Consider the following 15,196-nt stretch of genomic DNA (forward strand, 5'->3'; position numbering starts at 1 on the left):
TGACGCACGGCGGCCCTTGCCTGCCGTGCGGAAAAATAGTCTGTTGAAAAAGTGGTGGTGAAGATGAGCCTTACTCTGCGGCAACCACCTGATAAGTGCCGCGCTGCATGGCGTGACGGCGCCAGCCGATCAGCACCACAGTGGAGATAAGGGTGCCCACCAGCGCCGCCCCGAGCCAGACGGCGGCAGCCATCAAGGCGCCGTGGCCGCCATCGTGGAGCAGGAACAGGGAGAAGATGCCGGCCCCCGGGGTGGAGAGACCAATTCCCATGGCACCCACCATGGCGCCGGTGACCACCGATCCTGCGAGGAAGGAGCCGATCACCCGGATCGGATCTTCGATGGCCATCGGAATGGCGCCCTCTGTGATCCCCGCCAGCCCCAGCAGCCAGGTCGATTTGCCGGTCTCGATCTCGAAGGTCTGGAACAGGCGTGGCGCCAGCAGGGTGGAGAAGGTGACGGTAAAGGCCGAGACCATCTTGACCGCGCCGAAGATGGCGTAAGGGCCGTAGACCCCGTTGGCCATGGCGCCGAGGCAGAAGGCGTAGGCCGCCTTGTTGACCGGGCCACCCAGGTCAAACGAACACATAAAGCCGAGCAGGGCACCCAGCACCAGCGCATTGGTGCCGGAGAGGCCGTTGAGCCACTCGGTGAGGCTGTTGTTGAGCCAGGCCACCGGCTGGCCGATGACAAACAGCATCAGGCTGCCCGCCACCAGAGTGCCGATCACCGGATAGAGGTAAAAGGTGAGAAAGCCGTTGAAGTTGGGGCTCAGGCGCACATGCTGCTTGACCCAGCGCATCAGGTAACCGGCGATAAGACCACCGACCACGCCGCCGAGAAAACCGGAGCCAATCATGTTGGCGGCCAGTCCCGCTGCAAAGCCCGGGCCCAGCGCCGGTTTGTCTGCCAGCGAATAGGCGGTATAGGCCGCCAGCACCGGCACCATCAGGGTGCCCAGCATGCCACCGCCGAGTTTTCGGTACATCCAGAGCCAGGAGTTCTCGGTATCAAACAGATGTTGCAGGCCGAAGATCTGGGCCAGCAGCACAGAGACGGCGAGCACGGTACCGCCCGCCACGATGAGCGGTACGGCAAAGGAGATGCCGCTCAGCAGCGCCTGCTTGAGCTCGGTCTTGAGGCTCACCTTCTTGCCGGTCGGCGCGTCGCTCTGGCTGGGGTTTGGCGTCGGGGCGGTGCGACCGGCCTTGGCCGCTTCCAGCGCATCATTGAGGATCCGCTCGGCATGGCGAATGGGCTCGGCCACCGGCGTCTCGATCCGGGGGATACCGGCAAAACGCTCCTGCTCCTTGATGGCCACCTCGGCGGCGAAGATGCAGGCCACCGCAGCATCGAGCGCCTCTTGCGGCAGGCGATCCTCGATGCCGTTGGCACCCTGCTTCTCGACCAGTACCCGAATGCCCAGCTTGCGCCCCGCCTTTTCCAGATACTCGGCAGCCATATAGGTGTGGGCGATCCCCGCCGGACAGGCGGTGACACAGACCACTGTGGGTTGATTTGTATCTAAGTTGTCTTCTTTTGCTGGTTGCTTGCCGCTATCCCCTTCACCATCGAGCAGCGCCATCAGCTGCTCGGCACTCTGGGCCGCCAGCACTGCCTCGCGGGTATCGTCATCCACCAAGGCTGTAGTGAGGGTGGTGAGCAGCTGCATATGGGTCGAGCCCGCCTGATCGGTCGGGATCGCCAGCATGAAGATCAGGTTGACCGGCTCGGGGCCGTCGATCCCCTCCCAGCCCAGCTCCTCGCTTAAGGTTGCGACGGCAAAGGCCGCTTCGCGCACCGCATCGCACTTGCCGTGGGGCACCGCCAGCCCTTCGCCAAGGGCGGTGGGGCCCTGTGCCTCGCGGGCCATGACCGCGGCCAGAAAGGCGGCCTTGTCGTGCAGCTTGCCGGCCTGATCGAGCCGATCAGCCAGGGCATGAATGGCCGCATCCCGATCGGCAAACCGGGTTTGCAGCGTGATGAGATGGGGGCCGGTAAGACTGGTCAGATTCATGATGATCCTCTGTCAGGTTGGCTTGCCAGCAAGCCGTCATGGTGAAAGTGACAGCGATGCTAACAAACCGGCCGACTGATTTTTGTGAGTGGTATCATACAATTAATTATTTGTATTGTTTTTGTATTGTCTTGCCAAGGTGATTTGTTAGGTCAAATGGAGCGAGCCGTTTTGTCTGCCGGGCAACTGGGGTAGAATGGCGCCTCTTCCATTTATCATGGCGCAGAGCCGACGAGGTGGCCTTTCGTGTCGAAAAAACCCATGTACCGCCAGATAGCCGACACCATCCAGCAGTGGATTGCGCAAGGGGAGCTGGCCCCCGGCGATGCCCTGCCCACCGAAGCCGAGTTGCGCGAGCAGTTCGGGGTGAGCCGGGTGACGGTGCGTCAGGCCCTCAAGCAGCTGACCGAACTCAACGTCATCGAGAGCATTCAGGGCAGCGGCAGCTACGTGCGGCAGGAGAAGGTGAACTACGACATCTATCAGCTCACCAGTCTCTACGAGAAGGTGACTGATCCGGCGGCCGAGACTCACAGCGACATTCTTGCCTTCGAGGTGATCAAGGCGAGCCGCGAGCTGGCCGAGCGGCTCAATCTGCTGGAAGGGGCGCTGGTCTACTACGTCAAGCGGGTGCGCTTTATTCGCCAGATCGCGGTAACGCTGGAGGAGACCTGGATGCCGCTCGCTCTCTTCCCCGATCTCAGCTATGCGGTGATGCAGGGCTCCAAGTACCACTACATCGAAGAGGTCAAGCAGCTGGTGATCGACCGCAGCGAGCAGGAGATCATTCCGGTGCTCCCCTCGGCGCAGGTGGTGGAGGCGCTCGGTATCGATCCCGCCAAACCCATTATCGAGAAGGTCTCCCGCGGCTTCTTGCAAGATGGCACAGTGTTCGAGTTCAGTCGCAACTTCTTCAAGAGCGATGATTACAAGTTCACTCTGGTCGCCCGCCGCACCAAGGGGTGAGCAGGCGGCAGCACCCGAGATAAAAAAGGCCACCACCCTGTTTGCGGTGGTGGCCTTTTTGTTTGACCGATTAACGGGCCAGCAGCTGGGCTGGATAGTTCGTTGGCTGGTCGTTTGACTCAGCCGATCTACTGCGCAGAGTCCTTGACGATCCCCTCGACCCGCACCTGCAGGCTCCCTTGTGCCAGGGTGGTGACGAGCTGGTCGCCGCTGCTGACCTGATCGGCGCGGCTAATGACTTCGCCGCGTGGAGTGCGGGTGATGGAGTAGCCGCGCCCCAGAGTGGCAAGCGGGCTTACCCCGTCGAGGCGGGCGGTGAGCATCGCGAGGCGGTGACTGGCAAGGTCTTGCCGCTTGGCAATCAGGGCATGGAGCCGCTCCTCGGCCAGCTGGTGGCGGCGCTTGCCAGCTGCCAAGAGGCGCTCCGGGCTCTTGCCCTGCAGGCGCAGCTCAAGGTTGGTGAGGCGCCGCTCACCCTGATGCAGCCGCTGGCGCAATAGCTGTTGCAAACGGGTGGAAAGCTCGTCGAGGCGCTGGGACTGCTGCTCCAGCCGCCGCTTCGGATCCTGATGGTCGAGCCGCTTTTGCAGCAGGATGAAATCGTGGCGGGCGGCGGTCTGCTGGCGACTCATCGCCTGCAGCAGTCGCTGCTTGAGGTGGGCGAGGCGCTGGGCACGGGCGCTCTGATCCGGCGCCACCAGCTCGGCGGCGGCCGACGGGGTAGGGGCGCGCAAGTCGGCGGCAAAGTCGCTGATGGTGACATCCACCTCGTGGCCCACCGCGCTCACCACAGGTATGGCGGAGTGGGCAATGGCGCGCGCCACCGCCTCTTCGTTAAAGCACCAGAGATCTTCAAGCGATCCACCGCCGCGCCCGACGATCAGCACATCCACCTCGGCGCGTCGGTTCGCTTTGGCGATCGCCGCGACGATCTGGCTGATGGCGGCGCTCCCCTGCACCTGAGTCGGGTAGATAAAGACCGGCAGATCCGGCGCACGCCGTTTGAGCACGGTGAGCATATCGTGCAGGGCGGCGCCGGTGGCGGAGGTGATAAGGCCCACCGCCCGCGGTTCGCGGGGCAGCGGCCGCTTGCGGCTTTCGTCAAACAGCCCCTCGGCGCCGAGGCGGCGCTTGAGCTCTTCAAAACGCAGGGCCAATACGCCGTCGCCCGCCGGCTGCATCGACTCGATGATCAGCTGGTAGTCGCCGCGCGGCTCATAGAGAGAGACCCGCGCCTGCACCAGCACCTGCATGCCATCCTGCGGGCGGAAGGCCACCCGTCGGTTGTTGCCCTTGAACATGGCGCAGCGCACCTGCGCCGACATGTCCTTGAGGGAGAAGTACCAGTGGCCGGAGCTTGGCATCGCCAGATTGGAGAGTTCGCCGGTCAGCCACACCAGCCCCAGATCCTGCTCCAGGATCATGCGCACGGCGCTGTTGAGGCGGGTGACGGTAAAGACCTGCTGCTCGCGGCCGCTTGCCGCACTGGATGGGGTAAATCGGTTCAATGGTGTACCTGTGGTCTGCTCCGGCGGGGCCGGGATAAAACAATGGCCGCTATCTTAACCCGAAACAGGGAGAGGGCGTTAAGCAGGAGGCGTCAGCAGCAGAAAAGCAAGATTGGAAACGCTGCCGTTTATCCGGGCAGGCAGTATGGCTCCCGACAAAGCCCTCGCGCTTGCCCGCATCTGGCCGCGTTGCAGCTTGTCTCGATGCCGTTGATATCTCAGGTGCTGCTGATATTCACGGCGCCACCATCTTGACCAGCGTTTACTTGCCCCCTGTTTGGAGTTGCTTATGAATCCCTCAACCCACTTAAGTTTGACGACCCGTTTGCTGCACTGGTCGGTTGCCTTGCTGATGATTGGCCTGACCCTTGTGGGTTATCTGATGGTGAAATTTGAAATATGGGATCTCTATGCCCTGCATAAATCCCTAGGGGTGATTGCACTGATCTCGATCCTGCCCCGCGCCATTCTCCGCCTTGTTAAAGGGTGGCCTGAGCCTGTGCGTCAATATCCTGTTTACGAGGCATTGGCAGCCAGGGCGATCCACTGGGGTTTGCTGATTTCAACGCTGCTTATTCCGGTGTCCGGTCTCTGTTATTCTGCTGCGGCTGGCCGAGGTGTTGCGATATTTTGCTGGTCTATTATTCCGATGAATCCAGATATCCATGATCCGGCCAATGTGATTCCATTCAGTGAATCCGTTCGGGATATTGCCCACACAATCCATATTTATTTGCCATATGTCATGCTGGCATTTTTGCTAGTGCACATTGTCGGGGCGTTGAAACATCATCTGCTGGATAAAGATAATACCTTGCTGCGGATGGTGGGGCGAAAATAATAAAGAGAGGCAACCCTTGTTGTGCCAGAAAATATATATTGGCAGCGGGCTAAATTTATTATCCAGACCGAGTAAAGGACATTGAGAAGATAATGATACCGGTGCGAGTGGTCGCCGCGAGGGCAAGAGACAATACAAGGACACAAGACAAGGGGAGGGGGGCAGAAGCCGTTTGCCCCTGAGCCCCTGTCGACCATCCCTTTGCATGGGGGTTGCGCCGCGTCGGCACCTACCGGTTTTGCATAAATCACCGGTTAGCCAACTCTTTTGCCCCGAAATGGCGCTTTTCGTACTGATAATCTTGGTTTTTTGGCGTTTTGGCCGCCTAAAAGAGGGCTATGCCATAAAAAATTCAAAAAACTTCTTTACCAGTGACCAATGCGTGAGTAAACTTCGTCGGCAATATTTTACACCCCCACTTCCTCAACGGTGAGATATTGCCATGCTCAGGATTGCCAAAGAAGCGTTAACCTTCGACGATGTACTGTTGGTTCCCGCCCACTCCGAAGTTCTTCCCAATACTGCCGATCTGCGTACCAAGCTGACCTCCGCCATCAGCTTGAACATCCCGATGATCTCCGCTGCCATGGACACAGTGACCGAAGCCCGTCTGGCTATCGCACTGGCCCAGGAAGGCGGTATCGGCTTTATCCACAAGAACATGTCCATCGAGCAGCAGGCTGCCGAAGTGCGCAAGGTCAAGAAGTACGAGAGCGGTGTGGTCACTGACCCCGTCACCGTGCGCCCTGACATGACCATCGCCCAAATCAAGGAGCTGAGCCACAAGAATGGCTTCGCCGGTTACCCCGTGGTGACTGACGGCAATCAGCTGGTCGGTATCATCACCGGTCGTGACGTGCGCTTCGTGATTGACCTCTCCCAGACCGTTGAACAGATCATGACCCAGAAAGATCGTCTGGTCACCGTGCGTGAAGGGGCCCCTCGCGAAGAGGTGGTTGCCCTGATGCAAAAGCACCGTATCGAAAAAGTGCTGGTGGTGAACGCCGACTTCAAACTCAAGGGCATGATCACCGTTAAAGATTTCCAGAAAGCCGAGCGCAAGCCCCACGCCTGTAAAGATGACAAGGGTCGTCTGCGGGTCGGTGCTGCGGTCGGTGCCGGTGCTGGCAACGAAGAGCGCGTCGCTGCGCTGGTGGAAGCCGGTGTTGACGTGCTGCTGATCGACTCCTCCCACGGCCACTCCCAGGGCGTGCTGGATCGCATCAAAGCCACCCGCGAAGCCTATCCGGATCTGCAGATCATCGGTGGCAACGTCGCGACCGCCGCGGGCGCCAAGGCGCTGGTTGCTGCCGGCGTCAACGCCGTCAAGGTTGGTATCGGCCCGGGCTCCATCTGTACTACCCGCATCGTGACCGGCGTGGGCGTGCCCCAGATCACCGCTATCTCCGACGCCGTTGATGCGCTGGAAGGCACCGGTGTACCGGTTATCGCCGACGGCGGCATCCGCTTCTCCGGCGACATCGCCAAGGCCATCGCCGCGGGCGCCAGCTGCGTCATGGTCGGCTCCATGTTCGCCGGTACCGAAGAAGCGCCGGGCGAGATCGAGCTCTATCAGGGGCGCTCCTTCAAATCCTACCGTGGCATGGGCTCTCTGGGCGCCATGTCCAAAGGCTCCAGCGACCGCTACTTCCAGACCGACAACGCCGCCGACAAGCTGGTACCGGAAGGTATCGAAGGTCGCGTGCCTTATAAAGGTCGCCTCAAAGAGATCATCCATCAGCAGATGGGCGGCCTGCGCTCCTCCATGGGCCTGACCGGCAGCGCCACCATCGACGACATGCGCACCAAGGCTGAATTCGTGCGCATCTCCGGCGCCGGGATGAAAGAGTCCCACGTCCACGATGTGACCATTACCAAAGAAGCCCCCAACTATCGGATGGGCTGATAAAACGGGGCCCTGCGCCCCGTTTTTCCACCCTTTTTTTATCCCGTGCCCTTTGTGACAACATCAGCCTGATGCAGGAATAAAATGACTAAAGACATTCACCAGCACCGTATCCTTATCCTCGACTTCGGTTCCCAGTACACCCAGCTGATCGCCCGCCGCGTGCGCGAAATCGGCGTTTACTGCGAACTGTGGGCCTGGGACGTAACCGAAGAGCAGATCCGCGAATTCAATCCGAGCGGCATCATCCTTTCCGGCGGCCCCGAGTCCGTCACCGAAGCGGGCAGCCCGCGCGCCCCCGAGTATGTATTCAACGCCGGTGTCCCTGTGTTTGGTATCTGCTATGGCATGCAGACCATGGCCGAGCAGCTGGGTGGCAAGGTGCAATCCTCCACCGAGCGTGAATTCGGTTACGCCAAGGTGGAAGTGCTGGGCGAGGCTGGCAAGAGTAGTGCGCTGCTGCGCAACATCGAAGATGCCATCGCCGACAACGGCAATGCCCTGCTGGATGTGTGGATGAGCCACGGTGACAAGGTCACTACCATTCCGGCCGACTTCACCACCATCGCCCAGACCCCGACCTGCCCGCACGCGGCCATGGCGTGTGAGGCCAAGCGCTTCTACGGCGTGCAGTTCCACCCGGAAGTGACCCACACCCGTCAGGGTGCCCGCATGCTGGAGCACTTCGTCAAAGACATCTGTGGCTGCGAATGCCTCTGGACCCCAGCCACCATCATCGACGACGCCGTTGCCCGCATCCGCGAGCAGGTGGGGGACGATGAAGTGATCCTCGGCCTCTCCGGCGGTGTCGACTCCTCCGTGGTCGCCATGCTGGTACACCGCGCCATCGGCGATCGCCTGACCTGCGTCTTCGTTGACAACGGTCTGCTGCGCCTGAACGAAGGCACCCAAGTGATGGAGATGTTTGGCGATCACTTTGGCCTCAACATCGTCAAGGTCGATGCCGAAGAGCGCTTCCTCTCTGCCCTGGCCGGTGTTGACGAGCCGGAAGCCAAGCGCAAGATCATCGGCCGCGTCTTCGTCGAAGTGTTTGATGATGAAGCGAAAAAGCTGAAAAACGCCAAGTGGCTGGCACAAGGCACCATCTATCCGGACGTTATCGAATCCGCTGCCAGCAAGACCGGCAAGGCCCACGTCATCAAGTCTCACCACAACGTCGGCGGCCTGCCGGAAGAGATGAAGATGGGTCTGGTCGAGCCGCTGCGCGAACTGTTCAAAGACGAAGTGCGCCGCGTTGGCCTCGAGCTGGGTCTGCCCTACGACATGCTCTACCGTCACCCGTTCCCGGGCCCGGGTCTGGGCGTGCGCGTCCTTGGCGAAGTGAAGAAAGAGTACTGCGATATCTTGCGCCGCGCCGATGCGGTCTTTATCGAAGAGCTGCGCAAAGCTGACCTCTACAACCAGGTCAGCCAGGCGTTCGCTGTGTTCCTGCCGGTGCGCTCCGTTGGCGTCATGGGCGATGGTCGTAAATATGACTGGGTTATTGCGCTTCGCGCCGTTGAAACCATCGACTTTATGACTGCCCACTGGGCTCACCTGCCGTACGACTTCCTCGGTCACGTATCGAACCGCATCATCAACGAGATCAACGGTATCTCCCGCGTGGTGTACGACGTCTCCGGCAAGCCGCCTGCAACCATCGAATGGGAATAAGCGGCTCGCGCCCTTCTGCCCTTCGAGCATAAAAATGCAAAAAGACGCCCTTGAGGCGTCTTTTCTTTTCTCAATCGTTTGCGCCACACATCTTCTTTTTCGAGCAGCTTTTTTGCCACCTTGCCCCTGTCATATGTGACAGGGGCATTTTTGCCATCCCGCACTAGGCTCTCTCATGCCAATTGAGCCCGCTGTCAACAGTGGCTTGTGGCTGGGGGGAGGGCTGATCCAGTTGCAGATAGCTGCGCAAATTTGCTCATCGTCATCGCGCCAACTGGCAGTGACGACACCCCGGTGGAGACCGGAAACCACTTGAATCAACGGGGCGCAGCCCGAACGGCCAAACGAGTCGGGATCATAGAGCACGGAGAGTTTGATATGTCAGAACAAGCAGTGTTGGTGGGTGGATGGACCGCATATCACAAGCTGACCGCCGAAGATCAGGCAGTGTTCAACCAGGCGATGAAAGGATTTGTCGGGGTACAGTACACCCCCTTTGAAGTCTCCACCCAGGTGGTGGCTGGCACCAACTACCGCTTCAAGTGCAAGAGCACTGTGCCGCTCGCCCAGCCGATCCATGGCGAAGCCGTGGTGCAGATCTTCCAGTCTCTGGATGGCTCGGCCCATATCACCTCCATTACCCCGATCTGATAGGGTTGCGGGCAAGATGGGGAGGGGGAGATCTCCTAACCGGTTTGCTACAGACTCCAGATAAAGAAAGACGCCTTAGGGCGTCTTTTTAATTCTGATGCACCTTCATGTTTATCTGCGGCCTATTGCGTAGTTAATTTATTTTTGCTCCAGAACAAAATTTTATGCGATCGGTTTGGGTATTTCTCTATAGGGAGTGGCACAATGTGATGTCCTGAATGGAGAAAATGTGCGACATGATGGTGTGCCAAAAAAATACTTCGTCTGAACCTTGGAATCTAGTACCTCTTACGCCCGAATACCTCGAGGCTGAACATGGTGAGTATGTTGCGGCAATTGAATCAGCTTTTGCTGACGAGCAAATCCGGAATATAGCCTTGTCTGGTAATTATGGGGTAGGTAAAAGTAGCATCCTGCGAGAGGTTGCTCGCAGACAGAAAGACCGAGTGGTTGAGCTATCGTTGTCGACCCTTGCTCCAATCGAAATGTCACAACTCGACGAATCTGTGCCAAAACAGGCAACTACCCAGACCAATCGTATCCAGCAGGAAATCGTCAAACAGTTACTCTACCGAGAAGAGCCAAGTAAAACGCCAGGTTCGCGGTTTCAACGTATTCAGCGCTTTCGATGGCCACGAGAAATTGGGATGGCGATAGTACTTGGATTTGTTTTTGCGATCATTTTCTTACTGACCGGATGGACAAATCAGATTATTGCCTCGCTGACAATGTTAAAAGGTGTCGGTGATTGGGCTCACGCTGGAGTTTTAGGGCTAGGTGCGGGGGCTGCGCTTCTGGTTCGCTGGTGGTTCTATGGGAAATTTCACATCAAGCAGTTTTCAGCTGCTTCGGCAACTGTGACTCTTGACGACCATTCTGTTTCATACTTTGATCAGTATCTTGATGAGATCGTCTACTTTTTTGAAGTGTCAGAACATGATGTTGTGATCTTCGAGGATATTGATCGCTTCAACGACTCATATATTTTCGAAACCCTCCGAGCGTTAAATACATTACTTAACACCGCACCTCAGATAAAAAACTCAATTCGTTTTATCTATGCCATTAAAGACAGCATCTTCGACCAGATTGGATTAGAAGCAGAAGGTCGAAAGCTTGAGATGGGTATAGTTACAACCGATGATCCTGCACTGGTTGAGTCCGCACGAGCAAACCGTACTAAATTCTTTGACATGGTTATTCCCGTTGTCCCATTTATCACTCACAGAAGTGCTCGCAATCTAGCAACACAACTGCTGGGGAAAATAGATCATGACGTAGCTCCTGCTCTGCTAGATTTAGCTGCACAATATGTCCCAGACATGCGATTGCTAAAAAACATTCGAAACGAGTTTATTGTTTTTCGTGGTCGGATTTTTTCGGGTGACGGTGAGCAGCTCCAGCTAAGTGAAACCGATCTTTTTGCGATGATGCTATACAAAAGTACTCATTTGACAGACTTCGAGTATATCCGGCTTGGCAAGAGTAATCTTGATATTCTTTACAAATATAGTCGCGAAATTGTAAATTCGAACATAACTAAACTTGATAAGAAATGTATAGAGTTACGTCAACAGCTCGCACGGCGAACTGGTGCTGAAAGACGCAACAATAAATTAGGTGAGAAGCTAATTGCACATGTAGAGCGGACGCTAGAATCAATCGGCACTCAGTGGAAAAATGGTTCTTTAAATTTTAAACAAGAAGCCTTGTCTAAGGATGAACTTAAGCAACCAAGTTTCTGGGCTAGTTTCGTCGCGGCAGATTCTAATACTGCTGTACTTCAATGGCACAGTAACAGTAATTATTACAATAAAACTTCACTGTCATTCACTCGTAATAATCTCGCAGGTGCTCTAGATGATCCTCTAGATGCTGAAAGTTGGAACGAAGAGGATCACAGATTTTTAACTGAACAGATTGAGGATAAGCAGCAAGATATAAGATTCTTGAGAACTGCTGAGCTTAATGAGTTAATTAAACGACCTGATTTTATTGTGATGTATGAGGGGGTTGAACAGCCCTTCGATACAATTGCGAAGTCTCTCCTGAAACCTGGTTTAGCTTATCAGCTTGTCTGCGCAGGATACCTCAACAGAAATTTCACTTTATATACGTCAACCTTTCATGGAGATCGAGTAAGTCCTGCAGCGACTAACTTTATCATTCATCATGTTGAAAGAGGCCTGATGGATGAGTATTTTGAATTATCTCCAGATGATGTTGATGCCGTCGTTCGTGAGCGAGGTCGAAGCTCACTGAAAGAATCCGCATTGTATAATATAGCCATCCTTGACCACCTTTTGGTGACTGATATCAATGGATCAGATATTATGGTTCGTTCCCTTGCGGAGCTTGGGAATAACCAGACGCGTTTTTTACAGTCATATCTCTCTGCAGGAACACAAAGCGCAGCCTTTATTAAGCAATTTACAGCTGTTTGCCCGAGGGTACTTGTTTATCTGATCACTCAAGTCGAATTGGAAGAAGGATTACGGTTGAAATTGGTCGATATGACACTGGCTCATCTTACATCATTAAAGCTTCGTGCTGATTCGGCGGTAGCTAAATATCTCTCAACATACTATTCAGAATTCATATCGTTGACTTCTGACTCTACTGAATCTGCCATAGCAGAGCGTATAGGTAATCTTTATGCTGATTCGAGTATCAAGGTGTTTAGCCTCAAGCATCTTGGCAAATCTGTTTGTTCATCATTTGTCTCACGTAATGTGTATGAGATCACTCATGAGAACCTCACTATTGCGATCAGCAACACAAATACAGTAGCACTTGATGTCATTCGTACAGCAAACAATACAACTTACGAGTATGTACTTGCGCATTTAGGTGCTTATTTAAAAAATACGAAAGGACTTACCACGACAATTGATGCAAATGAGCACTTCAACATAGTGATAGAAGATGTGCTTGGGCGAGAAGAATCTCTCCTTGGTGATGTGATCGAGCGTGCAGCGTCAAATTGTATAATCACAGATTTGAATGACGTGTCTGATACCGCGTGGCCTGCTTTGGCAGAGCATTTGCGTTTCCCTGCTACCTTTAATAATGTCAGTTGTTATTTCGATGTGTTTAATTCGATTGATTCACACTTGGCAAAGGTGCTGACTCATGCAGGATGTATCACCGAGAATAAAAAAAATGAAGATAAGATAAAGGAAAAATTAGCTGTCGCTGTACTGGAGGCGAAGGTAGATATCCCATCACCAATATTACGTGTAGAACTTGTCACAAGCTTGGATTTGGGCGAATTCCTAAATGTTGAGGATGTTGCACCGGAAGCTGGGGAATTATTCCCTCTGCTGCTAAAAAACAAAATTATTGCGGACGAGTTTGAAACTTACGCGTATCTTGCTACGTTGGATTGGTCGACGCGCCATCAATTTATTTGTGCATCGGAGAAATTTGTCAATTACATGTCGCCAGAGCTAGTGGGTACAGATTTGGCTAGGCTTTTGACCAGCAATGATATTGATTCAGTGATCAAAATGGTGATTATCGAGCAGTCTGTTGAATATGTAGAGGTGGGTGGTGCTCAGGGGCTTGAGGAGTTGGCTCAGTTTGCAGCTATCAATCGACATCAACTACCGTCGATAGTTTTGCATAAAATGGCACAGGCAGGTATTGATGCTCAATTGCTCGTACAGTTACTCGAACCTAATCTGGTATCAATCCCAACTGAACAGTTATTCAAAATTTTAACTTCAGTCGGTGGCGATTATGCGAAGCTAACTACGGTCGGATATGACAAACCTAGGATTCCAAATACATCAGCCGATCGTGCGCTGCTTGATCGTCTCAAACAAGATGGGATTGTCGGAAAATATGACGAACAGGGTGGGTTGATAAAAGTAAATAAGAGATACAAATAAGTAGGGTGCAATGAAATTGCACCTCTACTTTTGTTCCTCATACATTGCACAAAAGCCGCTCAGTAAACGGTGCAATGCGCTGCGCTTATTGCACCCTACTTCTCGTCGTCAATTCGCCGGGGTGGGGCGGCTGAGCGCCGAGCCTTGCCAAAGCAACAAAAGGGGCGATCTGCGCCCCGAATTCTTTATAATGCCCCCCTTTAAAATCGCCGGACCCGGGTTCGGCGCGCGCTGATGGTCGCTGTGCCATCAGGCAGATCATCAGGATTGAGAAACGGTTATGCATACTCTGGAACAGCTGCGCGCGGGTGAACTGTGCGGTGCCCGCCATTTGAAGCTCTCTGAAAATCTGACGGAGTTCCCCCACGAGATTTTGAGCCTGAAAGAGACGCTGGAGGTGCTGGATCTCACCGGCAACCAGCTAAGCACGCTGCCGGACGAGCTGGCCGGGTTTGGCAAACTGCGCATCATCTTCTGCTCCGAAAACCGCTTTACCGAGCTGCCCGAGGTGCTGGGGCGCTGCCCGGCGCTTACTATGGTGGGCTTTAAGGCCAACCAGATTGCCACCGTCTCGGCAAAAGCACTGCCCGCCGGTTTGCGCTGGCTGATCCTGACCGATAACGCAATTGAGCGGCTGCCCGATGAGTTGGGCCAGTGCGACGCCCTGCAAAAGCTGATGCTGGCGGGCAACCGCCTGCGCGAGCTGCCGGAAAGCCTTACCAACTGCCGCAAGCTGGAGCTGCTGCGCATCGCCGCCAACCGCATTGAGCGCTTCCCCGAGTGGTTGCTCTCGTTGCCGCGCCTTGCCTGGCTTGCCTACTCCGGCAACCCCTTTAGCGAGGGGGCGGAGGCGCGCGCCATCAGCGATGAGCAGGTTGCCACCCTGCCGTGGCAGCGCCTTGCGCTCGGCGAGCTGCTGGGGCAGGGGGCCTCTGGCGTTATTTATCGCGCGGCCATGCGCAGTGAGCCGCTGATGACTGAGCGTATGGCCGATGAGTCGAGCGATGCCATTGGCGCGAGTGAGGTTGCGGTCAAGATCTTCAAGGGGGCGGTGACCAGCGATGGCTTGCCCCAGTGCGAGATGGCGGCGTCGCTGGCGGCAGGCGCCCATCCCAACCTGATCCCCGTGCTGGGGCGGGTGGCCGCTCACCCCTCCGGTATGCCGGCGCTGGTGATGGCGCTGATCGACCCGGCCTTTGCCAATCTGGCGGGGCCGCCGAGTCTGGCCTCCTGCACTCGAGATGTCTATGACGACGGGCTGCGCTTTACCCTGGCCGAGGCGCTGACATTGGCTCTGGGGATTGCCTCGGTGGCGGGTCATCTGCACCAGGCCGGCATCATGCACGGGGATCTCTACGGCCACAATATCCTCTTTACCCGCGGGCCCTCTGCCCACGCCCTGCTCGGTGATTTTGGCGCCGCCTCCCTCTATGACCTGCATGATCGCGAGCTGGCACAGGGGCTGGAGCGACTGGAGGTGCGCGCCTTTGGCTGCCTGCTGGAGGAGCTGCTGGCACGCTGCGATGGCGATGTTGATGACGCGCAGCTTGCCGGTTTGCACCAGCTCACGGCGGCCTGCCTCTCTGAACTTCATGGCGAGCGGCCCGCTTTTGCCGAGATCGGCCGTCAGCTTGCGGCGGTGCGCAGCACGCTGTTGTGATCTTGCGGGCCTCTTCGGCCCGTTAAATCCTCCTCTTTTGCTCATTAATCATCACCAACCCATGCCGTTTTGGCATGGGT

The 15,196-nt window shown here is 55.9% G+C and carries 9 protein-coding genes; 7 read left to right on the forward strand and 2 right to left on the reverse strand.

Going from position 1 to position 15,196, the window contains the following annotated elements:
- Positions 1–70 precede the first annotated feature (70 nt).
- Positions 71–2,017 carry a PTS 2-O-a-mannosyl-D-glycerate transporter subunit IIABC gene (mngA, locus tag ACTG19_RS00475; RefSeq protein ID WP_439988562.1) on the reverse strand — a complete coding sequence of 649 codons (1,947 nt, stop codon included), beginning with the start codon at positions 2,015–2,017 and terminating at the stop codon, positions 71–73.
- Between the two features lie 246 nt (positions 2,018–2,263).
- Here mngA and ACTG19_RS00480 point away from each other — a divergent pair, with 246 nt between their 5' ends.
- On the forward strand, positions 2,264–2,983 hold the full coding sequence (locus ACTG19_RS00480; protein ID WP_047438273.1) for a GntR family transcriptional regulator: 720 nt from the start codon (positions 2,264–2,266) through the stop codon (positions 2,981–2,983).
- A gap of 128 nt (positions 2,984–3,111) precedes the next feature.
- Here the strand turns inward: ACTG19_RS00480 and xseA are convergent, their stop codons facing one another.
- On the reverse strand, positions 3,112–4,491 hold the full coding sequence (gene xseA / locus ACTG19_RS00485) for an exodeoxyribonuclease VII large subunit (RefSeq protein ID WP_439988563.1): 1,380 nt from the start codon (positions 4,489–4,491) through the stop codon (positions 3,112–3,114).
- A 289-nt stretch (positions 4,492–4,780) separates the two neighbouring features.
- Between xseA and ACTG19_RS00490 the strand changes: the two genes are divergently transcribed.
- The 6 genes from ACTG19_RS00490 to ACTG19_RS00515 all read left to right on the forward strand — a co-directional run bounded on the left by ACTG19_RS00490 (position 4,781) and on the right by ACTG19_RS00515 (position 15,116).
- Positions 4,781–5,332: a cytochrome b gene (locus ACTG19_RS00490; protein ID WP_439988564.1), complete on the forward strand. Its 552-nt coding sequence runs from the start codon at positions 4,781–4,783 to the stop codon at positions 5,330–5,332.
- 442 nt (positions 5,333–5,774) lie between these two features.
- Positions 5,775–7,238 carry an IMP dehydrogenase gene (gene guaB, locus ACTG19_RS00495; protein ID WP_041207517.1) on the forward strand — a complete coding sequence of 488 codons (1,464 nt, stop codon included), beginning with the start codon at positions 5,775–5,777 and terminating at the stop codon, positions 7,236–7,238.
- An 84-nt stretch (positions 7,239–7,322) separates the two neighbouring features.
- Positions 7,323–8,912 carry a glutamine-hydrolyzing GMP synthase gene (gene guaA, locus ACTG19_RS00500; RefSeq protein WP_041207518.1) on the forward strand — a complete coding sequence of 530 codons (1,590 nt, stop codon included), beginning with the start codon at positions 7,323–7,325 and terminating at the stop codon, positions 8,910–8,912.
- 378 nt (positions 8,913–9,290) lie between these two features.
- Positions 9,291–9,563, forward strand: a complete 273-nt coding sequence (locus ACTG19_RS00505) for a hypothetical protein (RefSeq protein ID WP_033115211.1) — start codon at positions 9,291–9,293, stop codon at positions 9,561–9,563.
- A gap of 218 nt (positions 9,564–9,781) precedes the next feature.
- The gene (locus ACTG19_RS00510; protein ID WP_439988565.1) at positions 9,782–13,456 is read left to right on the forward strand and encodes a YobI family P-loop NTPase; all 3,675 of its coding nucleotides are present in this window, start codon (positions 9,782–9,784) and stop codon (positions 13,454–13,456) included.
- A 280-nt stretch (positions 13,457–13,736) separates the two neighbouring features.
- Positions 13,737–15,116, forward strand: a complete 1,380-nt coding sequence (locus tag ACTG19_RS00515; protein ID WP_439988566.1) for a leucine-rich repeat-containing protein kinase family protein — start codon at positions 13,737–13,739, stop codon at positions 15,114–15,116.
- Positions 15,117–15,196: the final 80 nt, after the last annotated feature.

Source organism: Aeromonas sp. 3P (assembly GCF_051919745.1).
Lineage (GTDB): Bacteria > Pseudomonadota > Gammaproteobacteria > Enterobacterales > Aeromonadaceae > Aeromonas > Aeromonas veronii.